Raw genomic sequence first — 18,909 nt, forward strand, 5'->3', positions numbered from 1 at the left:
TTTTTGCAATTCAGCTTAAATCAATTGTAAAATTGCACAAAAAGCTTTATAATTTAATTAAAAGATTTTTACTGGAAGGCAAACTGATGAGCGAATTAGAGAATGAAGAAGTAAATAAACTAGTAAATAAGATCCTCTCAGATTATGGGAGAGGAAGGGCCATTGACAAGATGGCCCTGTTCAATCAGCCGGATGTCGAGAAGATAAAGCAGATCACAAATAAGCTTATAAGGCTTGTATTCCCGGGATATTACAGAGATCAGGTATATAAGAGCTATAATCTTGCAGGCAACCTAACTGTACTTATTGAGGATGTCCTGTATAACCTGAGCAAGCAGATAGAGATAGTCCTCTGCTATGATGAAATCTGCAGCAGACAGGAAAATGGAGAAGATGACACGCTTTCATCCTCAGAGGAGGCCAAGTTCAAGGACCAGGCCTATTGTCTGGCACTTACATTCTGTAACAGGATCCCTGAGATAAGGGAGTATGTACAGACGGATCTGGAGGCGACCTTTCAGGGGGATCCGGCAGCATCAAGCTTTGATGATATAATACTTTCATATCCGGGACTTCGTGCCACGACGATAAACAGGCTTGCCCATGCTCTTTTTCAGCTGAATGTACCTCTGATCCCAAGAATGATGACAGAGTATGCCCATTCAGTCACAGGTATTGATATTCATCCGGGAGCAAGGATAGGAAAATATTTCTGCCTTGATCACGGGACAGGTGTCGTTGTCGGATCAACGACTATAATAGGCGACCATGTAAAGGTATACCAGGGAGTGACGATAGGAGCGCTATCAACGGCGGCAGGACAGGCACTTCATGGTGTCAAGAGACATCCTACCATAGAGGATAATGTGACCATATATTCAGGAGCCTCTATTCTTGGCGGTCAGACCATAATCGGGAAGGGTTCTGTGATAGGCTCCAATGCATTTATCACAAAGTCAGTTCCGGCGGGAACGAGAGTAACCATCAAGAATCAGGAGCTGGTCCTTAAGGACAGGAATGGAATGATCATTGAGAAAAATGATCTGGATCAGTCGGAAGCCTGGTTCTATGTTATATAAAATGGTTGCAAGACAGGACAAAAACGTCTATAATTTTATCGAATATTTATATTCGGGCTATAAGAAAAGGGAAATAAATACATGCCAAGACAGAGATTAAAGATCGGCGATTTGCTGCTAAAAGCCGGGGTGATCACTGAGGATCAGCTTAAAGCAGCGCTTGATCACTCAAAGAAGGAGAGACAGGAGGGTAGAGCAAAGCGACTTGGAGATTGTCTGAAGGAGCTTGGATTTGTTGATGACAAGGCCATTGCAAAGGCTCTTGCGAGCCAGCTGGGCTATCAGATAGTCGATCTGAATGGATTTGCCTTGTCTGATGACATGCAAAAGCTTGTCTCAGGAAAGGTCCTTCGTAAGCATTCAGTACTTCCTCTCGGATATGATCCGGAGGATCCACAGGCTATATTTCTTGCCATGGCAGATCCGCTCGATATCGAGGCGGTAGAGGATATAGAGATCGTAACAGGCTGCAGGATCGAGCCTGTCATAGCGACCCAGCAGGATATCCAGGCTATCCTCGACAGATACTATGGTTCTGAGGAGGCCATGAGTGCAGCTCAGAAATTCACCCAGCAGCACAAGGAGAGGATCCGTGCTGAGGAGGATGCTGCCAAAGGAGCGGAAAGAGAGCTTGCTAATGCTCCTATAGTACAGCTCTTAAGGTCCATAGTCGAGCAGGCGGTACGTTCGAGAGCATCTGATATCCATATAGATGCGCTTGAAAGGCAGGTCCGTATCAGATTCCGTATCGATGGTGTCCTGGTCGAGAAGATGACCTATGATATCAGTATTCTCCCGGCCCTTGCCACAAGGATAAAGATCGTCTCAGGACTTGACATAGCAGAGAAGCGCAGGCCTCAGTCAGGACGAATGACAGCTATTGTTGATGATATCGAGTATGATATCCGAGTCGAGGTACTTCCTACTGTATACGGAGAGAAGACCGTTATGCGACTCACAAGAGCCAATGCTCTGACCAGGGCCAAGTCTGAGCTTGGTATCCAGCCGTATGAGATGGAGAAGTTCAACAGGATACTAAAGCATCCTAACGGCATAATTCTGGTTACAGGACCTACAGGATCAGGTAAGTCGACGACATTGTATACGGCTCTTTCAGAGCTTAATACTCCCGAGGTAAATATTCTTACAGTAGAGGATCCTGTCGAGGCCAATGTAGCAGGTATTAACCAGGTACAGGTCAATGCAAAGGCAGGGCTTACCTTTGCCTCAGCGCTGCGTTCTTTCCTGCGTCAGGATCCGGATATCATAATGGTGGGAGAGATAAGAGACTCAGAGACAGCACAGATAGCCGTACAGGCTTCTATCACCGGACATCTGGTTGTCAGCACCATCCATACCAACAGCTCGGCTGCAACGGTGACGAGACTTGAGGATATGGGAATAGAGCCTTATCTGATAGCGGATTCTGTGACTGGTATCATTGCCCAGCGTCTGGTACGAAGACTCTGTCCGAACTGCAAGGAGGTCAGACAGGCAACGGAAACGGAGGCCAAGCTTTTACACAAGGATCCGTCCAGACCTCCTAAGATCTGTGTGCCTCATCCGGGTGGATGCCCGAAGTGCAATAATACCGGCTATTACGGTCGAATCGGTATCTATGAGGTGATGGAGATGACCTCCAAGCTGAAGAGGATAGTAAGCAAGGGCTTAGGAACCGATGAGCTGGAGGAGGAAGCAAAAAAGGAGGGACTTAGGACCTTAAGAGACAATGCGGAGGCCTATGTCCTGCAGGGCGTCACATCAATAGATGAGATGCTCAAGGTGGCAACAATAGAGAGTGATGATGTATGATTCAGTTAAGGAGAAAGGGAATAAGAAATGATCACTGAATTTGATGAACTGGTAGAAAAAGCAAAGGATGTCAATGCATCCGATATCCATATCGGAGTAGGTCAGGCACCATGTCTTCGTGTAGATGGACGCATAACTCCTCTTGGCGAGGAAAAGTATGGCCCAAGGGAGATGCTTGATATCCTAAACAAGCTTCTGACAGGAGAGCAGGCCAAGGAACTAAAGGAAGTGGGAGAACTCGATATGCCTTACTCGATTCCGGGTGTGGCTCGTCTGCGTATCAATGTATACAGACAGAGAGGTACCTACGCTGTAGCGGGCCGACTCTTAAATCCTTCGATCCCAAAGCCATATGATCTGGGAATCCCTGATTCAGTTGTAAAGTGCTGTGACAAGAGAAGAGGACTGATCCTTTTTACAGGTCCTACAGGTTCAGGTAAGTCGACGTCTCTTGCATCACTTATCGATTATATCAATTCCAAGTATCCTTATCATATCATCACCTTCGAGGACCCTGTCGAGTATCTTCACAGGCACAAGAAATGTATCGTACATCAGCGTGAGATAGGAACCGATACCCATTCATATGCAGCAGCCCTTCGTGGAGCCCTCCGTGAGGACCCGGACGTTATCCTCGTAGGAGAGATGCGTGACCTTGATACTATAGCCCTTGCATGTACCGCAGCCGAGACCGGACATCTGGTCTTCTCGACACTGCATACTGTAAGCGCCGTTGATACCGTAAACCGAATCATCGATGTCTTCCCGCCTCATCAGCAGCAGCAGATCAGGACCCAGCTTGCCGACATACTTGAGTGCGTAGTCGCAGAGCAGCTCCTTCCAAGGATAGAGGGAAAGGGCCGTGTCGGTGTATTCGAGGTAATGCTCGGAAACAATGCTATTAGGAACTACATCCGTGAGGGTAAGACCTATCAGATCACCTCTACCATGCAGACATCCCGTGCACAGGGTATGATCACTATGGATGAGGCCCTTCAGCAGCTTTATAATAACGGTCAGATCACAAGAGATACAGCGATCCGATTCGCAAAGGATAAGGTAGCTCAGGAGTCAAGGATCCTGTGATATCTGAAAAGAGAGCAAATGAAAAGACGTGGCATATGCCACGTCTTTTTGGTTGAAGCTTATATGATCCTTATGCAGTCTTGTGCTTTCTGCTTAGGACAGCAAGCGTTAATACGATAATCAGGCCTGCAGCTACTATAATTCCATTTGATATTAAAACCATAGGCAAGCAGAAGAATCAGGTTGCTGTGAGCTGAAATAGTATTATGTTTTGGACAAGGAAGTGGACAGGAAAAATCATTTAAACCCGTTTACGCATACTGATCAAATGTGAGTGGTCAACAGTAACCCTATATTCTCGCACCTCGCACCTCACACCTCACACCTCACACCTCACACCTCACAACCTCTTGATATCCTACGTTTATGTTATAATGATCTCCTGGCGCGATATGCTCTTTTTATCACGATAAAGTAGAAGATGATCATTGCAGCTCCTGTGACTGCCCAGCTGATAGGATAGATAATGACCACCTGGTAAAAAGCTGTGAAGCTTTTGATCATGGCATGCATATAGATGATGCGGAGCAGACAACAGCCAAGCATTGTGATAATTGTAGGTATGATAGACCGGCCGATCCCGCGGAGAGAAGCCCCCGGTACCTCATACAGAGCGGTCATGGGTTCAAAGAGAGCGATAAATAGCATCCTGATCATGGCATAGTGGATGACCCTGCTGTCGTGTGTGAAGAGTATGAGGAGCGGATGCCTCAAAAGGAAAAAGCCAAGGCTTATTACGGCAGTAAAGCCTATAGCAGAAATGAAGGCTATACGGGTAGTCCTTCGGCATCTCTCATATGTTCCGGCAGCATAGTTCTGGCTCACAAAGGTCATTAAAGCCTGGCAGAATGCATATACCGTAAAGTAACATATGTATTCCAGATTAAGAGCAGCAGAATTGCCTGCAATGCATTTCGAACCGAAAAGATTTATGGCGGCCTGGATCACGACGTTTGAGATAGAAAAGATCATACCTTGAAGGCCGGCAGGAGCGCCTATCCAGAGGATCCTGCGTACATAATTCCATTTGAGTGAGAGCCTTCGAAGGTCAAGGTGCAGCATTCCATTCTCTTTAATTAGTGCGCGAAGTATAAGAGCTGCGCTCACGCCGTTTGAGATAGTTGTGGCTATAGCAACTCCGTCCGCATTTCTTTTAAGCACGACTACAAAGAAGAGATTTAGCCATACATTGATGAGCCCCGCGGTAAGCAGATAGTAGAGTGGTCTTCTGGTGTCTCCTATAGACCTTAGCACTGCCGATCCGAAATCGTAGACCATCAGAAAGGGCATGCCAAGGAAATATATACGGAGGTAGGCCTGGGCCATGGGGAGCACATGCGAGGGCGTATGGAGTAGCTGGAGAATGGGAACAGCTATCACCTGTCCGAGGAAAAGCATTATGAAGCCGCTTATAAGAGCGACCATAAAGCTGGTATGGAGCGCGTCATTTACCCTGTTCTCTTCATTTTTCCCTATGAAATGTGACAGCATTACATTGCTGCCTACAGAAAGACCGGTGAAAAATGTGACTATCATATTGATCACTGGAGCATTGCTGCCGACGGCTGCCATAGCCTCTGCCGATGAAAAATGGCCGACTATGGCTGTGTCAGAGGCATTGAAAAGCTGCTGCAGAGTGCTCATCAGAAAGATCGGAATAGTGATGTAGAGTAATTTGCGAAAGATCGGTCCATGGAGCATGTCCACGGCTCTTTTGTTTTTATCATTCATAATATTTATTTCCGGATGTCTGGACTACGGCCTTATTATAAGACTAAGATCAGGGATATGCAAGAACAGCTGTCTTTAGGAGAATCCTTTTCGTTAAAATCGGTTGACAAGAGGAGCGCAAAAAAATACAATAGTCTTATGTGAATCTTTTCAATAAGGAGGGAAACACGGATGAAGAGTCAGCTGGCTTCAAGCTATGCGGCGTCCGCTGCTCTTGCAGTGGATGAGATCAGAGAGAAACTTGCAGGAGTTCCGAAGGGCATCATTTTTTACTGTAATTATTCCTGGATCGAACAGGTTACAGAGAGTCTTAAGATGGCATATCCGGATACAGAGATCATAGGGACCTCAGGTATCTGGTATCATGATGATACGGTGGATGAGAACAAGGGCCTTACAGTTACAGCGCTTATGGATGGCTGTGAGGTAAGGGCCGGAGTTATTAAGCATCTGGCCACAGTGCCACTTTCGGATGTGATACATCTGGATACGGCAGTAAAGGAGCTCAGGCCATCGGGATCAGATTCGGTTATCTTTGAGTTCTGTACCAATGATGAGGAGGTACTGGTTTCTACTATCCATATGCAGCTGGATCATACACAGCTGCCATTACTCGGAGGAACAGTTTACGGAACACCGGAAGGGTCAGAACCCAAGGTATCAGTAAATGGCAGGGTTTATACGAACGCCTGCTCATTTATCCTGATAAAGAACACGACAGGCCGTGTCTATACTGCAAAGGAGACGATTTATGGAGCAGATCAGGATGCAGTAACACATGTGGCCACAAGGGTCGATCTTACGCAGAAGAGACTGATAGAGCTTGACAACAGACCGGCTGCGGAGGTTTACAGTGATGAGACCGGTGTCGCGAGGTCGAATATAATAGGAAATGTACTGAATTCTCCACTTGGAAGGGTGATAGAGGATGATGTGTTCATAGCTTCTATGAAGGAGATTGGAAGCGATGGTTCAATGGCCTGCTATAAGAGGATCAATCTGAATGACCGCATCCGTTTTCTTAAGCTTCTTGATTACAAGAAGATAAATCAGGATACATTTGATGAGACCAGAAGGCAGATACCATCGCCGTCTCTTGTACTCTCACTGAACTGCATTTACCGGTATACTCTTTTCTCACAGCAGGGATACATGAGTGAATACCTGCGTGGGCTTAAGCAGGGTGCTTTAGTATCAGCGGGATATGTCGGAGGCGGAGAGCAGTACAACACACAGCATGTAAATCAGACAATGGTCATGGCAGTTTTTGAATAACGGAGGAAATGGTTATGTTCGGAAAGAAAAAAAAGGATCTAGATCAGGCGCCTGTACAGGCAGTTGAGAAGATAGATATCTCAAAGGAAATGCAGCCGGTGCTTGACAGCGGGAAATATATCCTTGAGCAGAAGGAAAAGCTTCAGCAGGAGGAGCTCGATACCACCAATTCACTGAATGAGATAAGGGACTCATTCGAGATGGTAGAGAAGCGTTCGGATGAGGTTACTGAGTCTATGGAGCAGTTCAATGAGCGCTTCAAGGAGGTCACCTCAGTTACAGAGAACTTTGAGCAGATCATCAAGAAGATGCTCTCGACAGCTGATGATACCCATCGCAATATGAACAATGTCCGTACCTCATCATCATCTGTGAATGATACTATTTCCACAGTAGAGGAGGTATTCAAGGAGTTCCAGTCAAGCTTTGATGAGATCCTTGACAAGGTAAATGCAATAAACGGCATAGCAAACCAGACCAATCTCTTAGCACTTAATGCATCGATCGAGGCAGCCAGGGCAGGAGAGAGCGGAAGAGGATTTGCAGTCGTAGCAGATCAGGTAAATGAGCTTTCAAGCAATATCAAGACTCTTGTCGCATCGATAGGAGAGTCAATGGAGAAGCTGAACCAGAACAACAATCGTCTGATGAGCTCTATAAATGACACCAGAACCGCTATCCAGGATTCCATGACTCATATAAATGAGACAGAGGAGGTCGTAGACTCGATCAAGTCCGTAGCAGGAGAGATCGAGGAGGGCAATACTAACATGGTAGGCGTTATAGACAAGTGCTCAGATGATATGAACACTCTTCAGTCTACTATGGAGGATTCCAAGCCTTACTACCAGACAGTGGCTGATCATATCGATACTCTTTCTACGAATATCACAAAGAAGAGCCTTATCTTCGAGGATATGACCAATATCCTTCAGCAGTTCCCTGAGCTCGTGAAGAGAGTAGAGGACAGAGTCCAGAGGCAGTAGACCCGCAGATGGTGACCGCCACAGCATAACAGACCAGATGACAGCAGTGGGATTTATACCACTGCTGTTTCTGTTTATTTATCGGACGGTTATGGAAGAAAAAGCAATGATATCAGCATATGCAAAGATCCGTGGAGGAATATATGGACATATATAGATATGGCAGTGCAGATGCGCCTTCAGTACTGATACAGCCTGTAGATGAGCATGATCTCTCTCTTATGGACCAGGAGGCAGACCTTATAGGAGTGGGACAGACAAGGGATATCGGTCTGATCGCCATAAAGGTGGATGACTGGAACAGGGATCTCTCGCCATGGGAGGCTTCTGCTGTCTTCGGTGATCAGGCCTTTGGCGGAGGAGCACAGGAGACACTTATGGAGATAAAAAGGCTCTGCGATGATCCGGAAAAGAAATACTATATAGGAGGATACTCGCTGGCAGGACTTTTTGCGCTCTGGGCAGTTACAGAAACGGACATTTTTGCAGGTGCAGCCGCTGCCTCACCGTCGGTCTGGTTCAGTGGATTTACTGCCTATCTGGACCGGCATGATATCAGGACCGGATCGGTTTATCTAAGCCTCGGGGACAAGGAGGAGAAGACTAAGAATCAGGTGCTGGCTTGTGTGGGAGAGCAGATAAAAAAGACATATTCCATTATCAGGGGAAAAGGAGTAAACTGTATTCTTGAATGGAATAAGGGAAACCATTTTATGGATTCCGAGAAAAGGACGGCAAGGGCCTTTGAATGGGTTCTTGGGTCAGATGCTTGACATATCGAAAGGAGAAGACATGCAGACAATAAGCACAGATAAGGCGCCGAAGGCTATAGGACCATATTCTCAGGGTATGATAGTAAACGGGATAGCATATCTGTCCGGTCAGATAGGTGTGGACCCAAAAGATGGCAAGGCAGCAGAGGGTATAGAGGCTCAGGCAGATCAGGCCTGCAGGAATGTAGGAGAGCTTTTAAAGGAGGCTGGATCTGATTTCTCAAAGGTCATAAGGACCACATGCTTCCTTGCTGATATAGCTGACTTTGCAGCCTTTAATGCAGTATATGAAAAATACTTCGTATCAAAGCCTGCAAGAAGCTGTGTCGCAGTAAAGGACCTGCCGGCAGGCATGCTCTGTGAGATAGAGGCCACAGCAGAGGTATAATTATCTTGAGAATAATAGTAGCAAAAAGCGCTGGCTTCTGCTTCGGCGTAAAGAGAGCTGTATCTCTTGTTGAAGAACAGATAGAGAAAGGGACAAGGCCCATTTATACTTATGGACCTATCATTCATAATGAATCCGTAGTGAATGATCTGGCAGCAAAGGGAGTTGCCGTGATGGGAGAGGATGATGATCCTGGAACTTATGAAAGAGGCACCGTTATCCTCCGTTCACACGGTGTATCTGAAAAAATACAAAGATCCATAGAGGCAGCAGGCCACATACTAGTCGATGCGACCTGTCCCTTTGTAAAAAAGATCCATAATCTGGCAATGGAGGCTTCAGGCAAGGGAGACTACATTATAATAATCGGAGATCCGGATCATCCTGAGATCCAGGGGATCATAGGATGGATAAGAGGGAAGGACTATTCTGTCATCCGTTCAGCCGCGGAAGCAGAGCAATTTAACCTTGAGGAAAAGGATAAGAAGGTACTGGTACTTTCACAGACTACATTCAACTACAAGAAATTTCAAGATATAGTTGAAATCCTGAATAAAAAAGGTTATGATATTAGTGCTCTGAATACGATCTGTAATGCGACAGAGGACCGTCAGAAGGAGGCAGCACGCATCGCTGGGGAAGTGGACGTGTGTCTTGTGATCGGCGGCAGGAACAGTTCGAATACCCGTAAGCTGTATGAGATATGCAGCCAGAGGTGTGGGAGGACACACTTCATTGAGACAGCGGATGATCTAGATCCTGATATCTTAAGCAGTGCTGATGTCGTTGGTATTACAGCCGGAGCATCAACCCCAGCAATTATTATTCAGGAGGTCATTGGTAGATGTCAGAAATGAGTTTTGACGAAATGCTGGACGCGTCATTCAAGACGGTTCGCGCAGGAGATGTGGTAGAAGGAACGGTTATTTCCGTAAAGCCTGACGAGATTATCCTCAATATCGGTACAAAGGCAGACGGAGTGATCACAAGAAGCGAGTATTCGAATGACTCCAGTCTCGATCTCACCACAGTTACTTCTGTTGGTTCCACAATGGAGGCTGTAGTAGTCAAATACAGCGAGACAGAGGGACAGGTCACACTGTCTTACAAGCGTCTTGCACAGGAGAGAGGAAACAAGAAGCTCGAAGAGGCTTTCAATAACAACGAGGTTCTTACAGGCAAGGTAGTAAAGGTATTAAACGGCGGACTCTCAGTAGTAGTAGACGAGGCCAGAGTATTCATCCCTGCAAGCCTTGTATCAGATACCTTCGAGAAGGATCTTGGCAAATACAATGGCCAGGAGATTGAATTCATCATCACAGAGTTCAATCCTCGCAAGAGACGTATAATCGGAAACAGAAAGGCTATCCTCGTAGAGGAGAAGCAGAAGAAGCAGGAAGAACTCCTTGCAAACCTCAAGGTCGGCGATGTTATCGAGGGAACAGTAAAGAACGTTACCAATTTCGGTGCTTTCATCGATCTTGGCGGTATCGACGGACTTCTTCACATCTCTGAGATGAGCTGGGGCAGGATCGATAATCCTGGAAAGGTATTAAAGGTCGGTGACAAGGCAAAGGTCTTCATTAAGGAGATCCACGACAAGAAGATCGCACTTTCGATGAAGTTCCCGGATGAGAACCCTTGGAACAATGCTTCTGAGAAGTATGCCGTAGGCAATATCGTACATGGTAAGGTAGCAAGGATGACAGACTTCGGTGCATTCATAGAGCTTGCACCTGGAGTAGATGCTCTGCTTCATGTATCACAGATCTCAAAGGATCATGTAGATAAGCCGTCAGACGTACTGAAGGTTGGACAGGAAGTTGATGCAAAGGTTGTCGAGTTCAGAGAAGCCGATCACAAGATCAGCCTTTCTATCAAGGCAATGGATGACAACAGGGACAACAGCTCAGACGAGCAGTAATTTTCTAGCTATGCAAAGGAAGGCCGGGCAGAAAATGCCTGGCCTTTTTTGATGGAGGTTCATTATGGAGGGCTATGAGCAGTTCAAGACGGCGGTCTATGCACTTACAAAGATAGATCTTTCCTCTTACAAGGAAAAGCAGATGCGCCGCAGGATAGATTCTCTGATCACGAAGCACAAGCTTTCATCATATGAAGATTATATAAGGCTTTTAAGGGAGGACCGGAAGGCCTTTGATGAGTTCGTGAATTTTCTCACGATCAATGTTTCTGAGTTTTACAGGAATCCGGATCAGTGGAAGCTTCTGGATCAGGAGTATTTTCCTTATCTGATAGATAAGTTCGGACAGAGACTTAATATCTGGAGTGCGGCTTGCTCTACAGGTGACGAGCCTTATTCTCTGGTCATGTGTCTGTCAAGGCATCTCCCGCTGGAGAAGATCAGGATAATAGCGACCGATATCGACAAGCAGGTCATAGCAAAGGCAAAGGTCGGACTTTATAATGAGAAAAGCATAAAGTCAGTTCCTGTAGATCTTAGACAGAAGTATTTCAGCAGGGTAGGTTCCTCCTACCAGATTTCTGAGGATATAAGGAAGAGAGTGGAGTTTCGGGAAAACAATCTGCTAAAGGATCCGTATCCTTCGGGTCTTGATCTGATCCTCTGCCGCAACGTGGTGATCTATTTTACTGATGAGGCAAAGACACAGATCTATCAGAAGTTCAACAGATCCTTAAAGTCTGGCGGCCTGTTATTCATAGGCAGCACCGAGCAGATAATGGATTACAGGGAGCTTGGATTTTCCAGAAGAAGCTCCTTCTTCTACCAGAAGAAATGATCACATTTTTTCAAGACTTCTTATATAGCTTTCAAGCTGTTTCTTATCCTTGGGTATATCCGCAAGAGAGAAGCAGCTTTCTTTTGTTACCTTCTCATATGAGCTTTTGTCAAGCGAGGAGGCAAGCTCCTTAGGGATCAGTGATCCGTCAGAGCGCAGTCTGACATATGAGGCTGGATCTGGAAAATACATTCGAAGCTTCCCGCCACAGAGCTCGAAAACTGCATAAAACTCTTTCCCTATAAAGCTAAGCTCGATTCCAGGCAGCCTGAAGCAGAGCCTGATCGGGGATAGAATATCTGTTTTACCCTTTACCCTGAGACTGTTCTCATCACTTGCCATTTCCTCTATCGAAACAGAAGCACGGTTTATCCCGAGGCAGTCTTTTAATGTGAGGAGATTCATTATCCCGGTAAGCTTGAATATGCTGTGTTTATTCACAGGATCTATATAACGATCGCTACCTGTCTTAATAAATGTCTTATATAAAGTGACCAGAGTTTTACCGTCAGGGATAGAAGGGTCAGCTAATCCCATCTCCTCAAGCAGGCTGTAAAGTGAAAGCGAGCCGGACGGGAGCAGTCTTTTCAGGGGAGATATGGATTTTTTTATATCATATGACTCTCCGATTGCAAGCCTCTTTGCATATACTTCTGCCCGCCCTGAAATAAAGGCCAGATCAAACGTATCGCCGCCATAGGTCACTATCCGGTCAGCCCTCTTTATGGTTTCAATCGCCTTTTCTATGATAGATAGCTCGTCGTCATCGTTGGTGGAGGCGTAGATAAGTGTCATAATCTTGTCACCTTCTATCCATCCTGCACTAAAGGAGATTATTCGATTCCTCTCACTGCTTAGGCCGTTTGTCTCTATAGTTATATAGACATCGCCATTATGATGATAGCGTGCAAAGATTTCCGGATATTTTATTCTGTCTTTTATTTCAAAGCTTTGTGTGATTTCCTTCATGCCTATATTGTAGGGGAATGTGTTTTCTTTATCAAGTGGGTGTGGTATACTAAAAAAGGGTGGATGAGTTTTTGGCATGGAGGTTATCTATGTATAAAGGAATTATAAAAAGAATCGCAGCAGTGGGTCTTGGCGTGATGCTTGCTTTTTCATCGGGGACTCTTGCAGACAGCGCAGCTTATCTGGTGACAGCCAGGGCTTCAGAGACAGGGCTTATTAATGTTACTTATAATGTACAGGTCTATCAGAGTGATGTATCAGAAATCTATAGCAACATTAAAAAAACTATAAGCGAAGGCGAGCTTAAGTATAATTCTGGTTTCGAGAAGCTGGCTGTCGAAAGAGCAAAGGATCTGGCACTTTATTATGACAAGACTCGCCCGGACAGCAAGGCGCCTGAGCTTATAACGGATGATGGAAACACAGGAAATACAAGCAACTTTCTGGATGAGGAGATAGCAGATTCAAAGCCGACATGGACTGTAGATACCTCTAAGTACAATGCCTGTGGTATAGGCCATGTGAAGTTTAAGGATAAGGATTACTATTCTCTTGTACTTGGAAAATCTGATCAGCCAGCAGCATTACCTGATAATACTCTGACAGGCTATACCGATGTCAAAAGACAGATAATAAGAGCAAATGTCTCCGGCATTTATGCCGTATACGATTTCCGTGACGGCTCTGCTGATTCGGGAAGTACAGTCTTTACAGGTAATACTGCCACATGTGACAAGACCATGAGTCTTTCTCTGGGGACGACAAGAGAGGCCCCTTATGTGACTTATTCGGTAAAGACCACAAGTGGCGGAGAAAATACCTATGCCATTCAGGGAGCTTCTGGCAGCCTTAAGGCACAGTCAGGATCATACTATACAATAAACGGAAACAGGGTAACCGGTAATTCAATAGGAAAGGGCTCATACTTAAGCTATACGGCAAACATAGCCGGAGATGACATGACATTTAATGTGCCGCTCGAGGTGACTCAGGGGAACCTGAGCGATGCTGCTATGAGTCTGGCCGAAAGCAGGACATATTATGCTACAGGAAAGGCGATAACACCTAAGGTAAATCTGAGTCTGAACGGGAAGACGCTTACCGAGGGAGTGGATTACAAGCTGACCTATAGCGGAAATACAGCTGCAGCAACTATCACGGCACCTCAGACAGCTACTATCACAGCAGCCGGACAGGGAAATTATACCGGGAATAAGTCAATCACATTCAGGATACAGCCGTCCACAGGAGGAAATCTTTCTGACGGAAGCACGAGGATCAGTCTAGATCCTTCGGAAAAGACTCCTATCGTATATGATGGCAAGGAGAAGAAGCCTAAGGTGGTGGTGACCTATCATGATGCAGAGGTACCGGCGAGTGCCTATGATATCGCTTACTCAGACAATATCAATGCCGGCAAGATGACAGTCACAGTCACGGCAAAGGCACTTTCATCAGGAAGCAGCCAAGGCTCAGGGACAGTCAGGCAGTACAGCGGAAGTGCAAAGGCATCATTTGATATCACGCCTCTTGACCTATCTACAGCTGTATTTACATTCAAGGACAGTGACAGCGGCCAGAAGGGCTCGTCCCAATCATCGGCTGCTCCGACATATTCCTATACAGGAGGACCTATTACTCCAGAGCCGGAGATCAAGGTCGGATCAACAGTCCTTAAGGCAGGAACTGATTTCACTTATTCCTACAGCAATAATAAGGCTATAGGAACAGGAGCAGTCGTAACCGTAACAGGTAAGGGAAACTATACAGGGACAGCATCGAAGAGCTTTGAGATCACCAAGGGCAATATTTCAAAGGCTACAGTGACGTTGACTCCTTCATCGCCATATACCTACAACGGAAGCAGACAGTACCCGAATGTTGTTGTGGTCCAGATCGGAGGCAATACCCTAAGGCTTGGGACCGATTATACTATCTCAGCCTTTCCGGATTCGGTAAATGCAGGAGATTACAGCTTTACCATAACCGGTATCAACAATTTCAAAGGAACAGCTTCCAGCTCGACAGGTTCATCTACCGGGTCAACAGGCAGCTCGACCTCACAGAATAGCACTAACACGGGCATTCTTACAGTAAGCTACACGATTGAGGCAAAGGACGCAGGAAAGCTCTACAAGGAAACGGACGGCATATCAGTAAGCGGGCTTAAAACAATAACCTACGATGGAAAGACCCATAAGCCGGCGTTATCTGTTATAGACAACGCTATCGCAGCAGAGCTCGGTCAGGATAGTGACTATACCAGGGCTGATTCAGACAACAAGACACCTGGTACAGCTAAGGTGACGCTTACCTTCAAGGGAAACTATACAGGTACTATTACCGCGACCTACAAGATCGTTCCGAAAAAGACCACTATAAAAAAGGTCAGCGCCGGAAAGAAAAAGGCAACGGTAAAGTTCAATAAGGTTTCCGGTATAAGTGGATATCAGGTGAAGGCAGGCACCAATAAATCTGTAAGCAAGGGCACAAAAACAAAGACAACGAACAAAACATCATATACTATGAAGTCCCTGAAAAAAGGAAAGCGCTACTATTTCAAGGTCAGGACCTACTATCAGACCGCTAATGGAAAGAAGATCTACAGCTCCTGGTCCGGGGTAAAGAGTACAGTGGTAAAATAAGTTGTTAATATAATGTTTCATTTATTTCAAAAGAAAGTACTTGAAACTGTGCCTGAAAAATGTCAAACTATTACAGAGTAAAACGATAAGGAGAGGAAAATTGGCTGTTAATAGAAGTGCAGGTACAGCAGACAACAACGGACATATCTATGGTCTTGATGGACTAAGGGCGATCGCGATCATAGGAGTTATTTTCTATCATATGTTTCCCTATACGATCAAGGGAGGATTCTTAGGAGTCTCTCTCTTTTTCGTGCTATCGGGATATCTTATAGCACTGACAAGTGAAAGAAGCAGGATGAAGGGAGAGTTCTCGGTAGGAGGCTTCTATAAGAAGAGACTGATACGTATCTTCCCGCCTGTTATAATGACTGTTTTCGTTACAGTCACTGCCTTTCATTTCATTTATCCGAGAGCAGTTGAGGGCGTTCAGGGTGAGACAGTATCGATCCTGCTCGGATACAATAACTGGTGGCAGATAGCCCAGAATTCATCATATTTCACAAAGATAGCAAATGCCACACCATTTACTCATATCTGGTCGCTGGCTGTAGAGCTGCAGTTCTATCTGATCTGGCCTCTTCTATATCTGATCTATCTGATACTTTCTACACGCGGGAGAAAGGCAAGAGGACTTATCTTTTTCCTGATACTGTCTGTGGTATCCGCAGTGCTTATGGGAGTTCTCCTTCCATTCGGAAATGATGCGACAAGGGTATATTACGGGACTGATACAAGGCTGTATGCGCTTACGGCAGGAGCTCTTTTAGGATTCGCAGGAGCAGGCAGATCAGAGTTTACTCTTTTTAAAAACAGGAATGCAAGAAAGGCCTCACTGCCACTGTTTATCGGTGGACTGGCATTTGTGGTCATCTCATTTATATTCACAGACGGGATGGCAGATCCTACATATACAGGCTATATGCAGCTTGTGACGCTTGTCTTCCTTCTTCTCGTTATGATCACGGCAGAGCCGTCACTTCCCTTTGGAAGGATCCTTGAGAATCCCGTGCTTGATTTTATAGGCAAGAGAAGCTATGAGATGTATCTTTTCATGTATCCTGTTATCTTTCTATTCAATGTAAAGAAATGGACAAGGATCCCATGCGCTCCTCTGATACAGCTTGGCATTATTTTACTGCTTGCCATCTGGGAACATGAAATGACAAAGCTTGTAGTAAAGGGAAGACAGGCGCGTATTTCAAGAGCATCAGGGCCTGCGCTTTTTGCTGGCGCAGTTGCTGCTATCGTTCTTATAGTTCTTGGCATATTCTTTACAATTTTCTCTGGAAAGAAGAATTCCGATACCGGAGAGCTTGAAAAGCAGCTTGCTGCCAATCAGAAGCTCTTAGAGCAGCAGGAGACCAGGGGGAATAATAAAACTGGAGATACAGTCGGATCAGACAAGAAGCCTTCTGCATCGTCGAATGCTTCATCTGACAAGAAGCCGGAAGAGACACCGGATGACAAGAAAAAGCCGGAAAAAGAGGATGACTACAAGGTCCCTGTCACAACTATCGGTGATTCAGTGATGCTTGGCGCTTCGCCTGAGTTACTAAAGGTCCTGCCAAAGGATTCAGTCGTAAATGCACATGAGTCCAGACAGCTCTGGGATGCGAAGGATATAGTAAAGAATTACAAAAAGAAAAAGACCCTTGGCAAGATAGTGGTGATAGCTCTTGGAACCAATGGAGTCTTCAATGAAAAGGCCGGACAGGATCTTATAGATCTGATAGGAAGTGACCGTCACATATACTGGGTAAATGTTTTCGGTGATTCGATCCAGTGGGAGGATGACTCCAATAAGGTGATAAAGAAGCTCTGTGATAAGAATGAGAATGTGACTCTTGTTGACTGGCACAGCTTCGCTGCAGGGCATGACAGCTGGTTCTATCACGACGGCATCCATTTAAAGCCTGAGGGACAGAAAAAATACGCAGGAATGATAAAGGATGCGATCCAGGATGATCTGGATCTTATCAGGATTGAAAAGGAGAACAAATGAAGTATTTCGGAACCGATGGATTTCGCGGCGAGGCAGGAAAGGTCCTGACAGCGGATCACGCATACAGGATCGGAAGATATCTGGGATGGTATTACGGAAGAGAGAAGAGAGGCAGGATAGTGATCGGAAAGGACACCAGAAGATCAAGCTATATGTTTGAGTATGCTCTGGTGGCCGGGATCATCTCATCAGGCTCTGACGCATATCTTCTCCATGTGACGACGACACCTTCAGTTGCCTATGTCGTCCGTACTGAGGATTTCGACTGTGGAGTAATGGTAAGTGCCAGCCATAATCCGTTCTACGACAATGGTATCAAGCTTATGGATGGCAACGGACACAAGATGTCAGCTGCCATTGAGAGCCAGATAGAGGATTATCTCGATGGAAAGACTGGCGAGGTTCCATTTGCTTCAGGAGAGAATATAGGGGTGGCTATAGATTATGCGATCGGAAGAAACAGATACATAGGTTATCTGATCTCTCTTGCGACAAGGTCATACAAGGGAAAGCGGATAGGCCTTGACTGTGCAAACGGATCTACGTTTAACATAGCAAAGAGCGTATTTGACGCATTGGGAGCCAGGACTGTCGCTATAGGAAACGAGCCGAACGGACTGAATATCAATCTGGACTGCGGATCGACCCATATTGATAATCTGGTAAGCCTGGTAAAGGAAAAGGAGCTTGACTGCGGCTTCGCATTTGACGGGGATGCGGACAGATGCATAGCTGTAGACGAGATCGGACAGGTAATAGACGGAGACTACATTATATATATCTGCGGAAGCTATCTGAAGAAGCACGGCAGGCTTGACGGTAATCATGTCGTAGCCACCATTATGGCAAATCTCGGACTTTTCAAAGCGCTTGAGAAGAATGGTATCGAGTACGATGTCACGACAGTCGGAGACAAGTATGTGAATGAGGACATGGTAGAGCATGGCTATGTGCTGGGAGGAGAGCAGTCAGGACATATCATTTTCTCTAAGCACGCTACTACCGGTGACGGTATACTTACCGCCATCATGATAATGGAGGTCATAATGGAGGAAAAGACATCCCTTCATACCTTAGCCTCCGGTATGAAAAAGTATCCGCAGGTCCTTAAGAATGTAAGGGTAAGCGATAAGGAAAGGATACTAAATGATGCAGATGTCCTTAAGTGCAAGGAGGAGATAGAAGCTGAGCTCGAGGGGAACGGACGCATACTGCTAAGAGCCAGTGGTACAGAGCCTGTGGTAAGAGTCATGGCAGAGGCTGACACTAGGGAACTCTGTGAGCAGTATGTCGATCAGATGGTAAGGACGATTGAGAATGTACTAAATTAAGTACAAGACATCTGCTTTATATTGTGACAAGCCTATGTTACAATGAGAACATCGTGTGTTCGAGATT

Annotated in this window: 15 protein-coding genes; 13 read left to right on the forward strand and 2 right to left on the reverse strand. The window is 45.7% G+C overall.

Going from position 1 to position 18,909, the window contains the following annotated elements; genetic code table 11:
* Positions 1-86: 86 nt before the first annotated feature.
* The 3 genes from ACTNCK_RS04885 (at position 87) to ACTNCK_RS04895 (ending at position 3,977) form a co-directional block, all read left to right on the forward strand.
* Positions 87-1,079, forward strand: a complete 993-nt coding sequence (locus ACTNCK_RS04885; RefSeq protein WP_441081306.1) for a serine O-acetyltransferase — start codon at positions 87-89, stop codon at positions 1,077-1,079.
* A gap of 81 nt (positions 1,080-1,160) precedes the next feature.
* On the forward strand, positions 1,161-2,891 hold the full coding sequence (locus ACTNCK_RS04890) for a GspE/PulE family protein (RefSeq protein ID WP_441081308.1): 1,731 nt from the start codon (positions 1,161-1,163) through the stop codon (positions 2,889-2,891).
* 27 nt (positions 2,892-2,918) lie between these two features.
* Positions 2,919-3,977, forward strand: coding sequence for a type IV pilus twitching motility protein PilT (locus ACTNCK_RS04895; RefSeq protein ID WP_441081310.1), 1,059 nt, complete (start codon positions 2,919-2,921; stop codon positions 3,975-3,977).
* 369 nt (positions 3,978-4,346) lie between these two features.
* Here ACTNCK_RS04895 and ACTNCK_RS04900 read toward each other — a convergent pair whose 3' ends face one another.
* Complete coding sequence (locus tag ACTNCK_RS04900; protein ID WP_441081311.1) at positions 4,347-5,708, reverse strand: MATE family efflux transporter; 1,362 nt, start codon at positions 5,706-5,708, stop codon at positions 4,347-4,349.
* Between the two features lie 171 nt (positions 5,709-5,879).
* Here ACTNCK_RS04900 and ACTNCK_RS04905 point away from each other — a divergent pair, with 171 nt between their 5' ends.
* The 7 genes from ACTNCK_RS04905 to ACTNCK_RS04935 all read left to right on the forward strand — a co-directional run bounded on the left by ACTNCK_RS04905 (position 5,880) and on the right by ACTNCK_RS04935 (position 11,892).
* Complete coding sequence (locus tag ACTNCK_RS04905; RefSeq protein ID WP_441081312.1) at positions 5,880-6,983, forward strand: FIST N-terminal domain-containing protein; 1,104 nt, start codon at positions 5,880-5,882, stop codon at positions 6,981-6,983.
* Positions 6,984-6,997: 14 nt separating this feature from the next.
* Positions 6,998-7,969, forward strand: a complete 972-nt coding sequence (locus tag ACTNCK_RS04910; protein WP_441081313.1) for a methyl-accepting chemotaxis protein — start codon at positions 6,998-7,000, stop codon at positions 7,967-7,969.
* Between the two features lie 143 nt (positions 7,970-8,112).
* Positions 8,113-8,742, forward strand: coding sequence for an esterase (locus ACTNCK_RS04915; RefSeq protein ID WP_441081314.1), 630 nt, complete (start codon positions 8,113-8,115; stop codon positions 8,740-8,742).
* A gap of 19 nt (positions 8,743-8,761) precedes the next feature.
* On the forward strand, positions 8,762-9,130 hold the full coding sequence (locus ACTNCK_RS04920; protein ID WP_441081315.1) for a Rid family detoxifying hydrolase: 369 nt from the start codon (positions 8,762-8,764) through the stop codon (positions 9,128-9,130).
* 5 nt (positions 9,131-9,135) lie between these two features.
* Positions 9,136-9,987 (forward strand): 4-hydroxy-3-methylbut-2-enyl diphosphate reductase, encoded by an 852-nt coding sequence (gene ispH, locus ACTNCK_RS04925; RefSeq protein WP_441081316.1) that lies wholly within the window; start codon positions 9,136-9,138, stop codon positions 9,985-9,987.
* Positions 9,975-11,054 (forward strand): 30S ribosomal protein S1, encoded by a 1,080-nt coding sequence (gene rpsA / locus ACTNCK_RS04930; RefSeq protein ID WP_441081317.1) that lies wholly within the window; start codon positions 9,975-9,977, stop codon positions 11,052-11,054. The genes ispH and rpsA overlap by 13 nt, the downstream gene beginning before the upstream one ends.
* A gap of 64 nt (positions 11,055-11,118) precedes the next feature.
* Positions 11,119-11,892, forward strand: coding sequence for a CheR family methyltransferase (locus ACTNCK_RS04935; protein ID WP_441081319.1), 774 nt, complete (start codon positions 11,119-11,121; stop codon positions 11,890-11,892).
* Here ACTNCK_RS04935 and ACTNCK_RS04940 read toward each other — a convergent pair whose 3' ends face one another.
* The gene (locus ACTNCK_RS04940; protein WP_441081321.1) at positions 11,893-12,861 is read right to left on the reverse strand and encodes a ribonuclease H-like domain-containing protein; all 969 of its coding nucleotides are present in this window, start codon (positions 12,859-12,861) and stop codon (positions 11,893-11,895) included.
* A gap of 89 nt (positions 12,862-12,950) precedes the next feature.
* Here ACTNCK_RS04940 and ACTNCK_RS04945 point away from each other — a divergent pair, with 89 nt between their 5' ends.
* The 3 genes from ACTNCK_RS04945 to glmM all read left to right on the forward strand — a co-directional run bounded on the left by ACTNCK_RS04945 (position 12,951) and on the right by glmM (position 18,842).
* Positions 12,951-15,506, forward strand: coding sequence for a hypothetical protein (locus ACTNCK_RS04945; protein ID WP_441081322.1), 2,556 nt, complete (start codon positions 12,951-12,953; stop codon positions 15,504-15,506).
* A 100-nt stretch (positions 15,507-15,606) separates the two neighbouring features.
* Positions 15,607-17,511: an acyltransferase family protein gene (locus ACTNCK_RS04950; RefSeq protein ID WP_441081323.1), complete on the forward strand. Its 1,905-nt coding sequence runs from the start codon at positions 15,607-15,609 to the stop codon at positions 17,509-17,511.
* Entirely contained in the window at positions 17,508-18,842 is a 1,335-nt protein-coding gene (glmM, locus tag ACTNCK_RS04955) for a phosphoglucosamine mutase (protein WP_441081325.1), read from the forward strand. The genes ACTNCK_RS04950 and glmM overlap by 4 nt, the downstream gene beginning before the upstream one ends.
* Positions 18,843-18,909: the final 67 nt, after the last annotated feature.

Source organism: Candidatus Weimeria sp. HCP3S3_B5 (assembly GCF_052064335.1).
Classification (GTDB): Bacteria; Bacillota; Clostridia; order Lachnospirales; family Lachnospiraceae; genus Weimeria.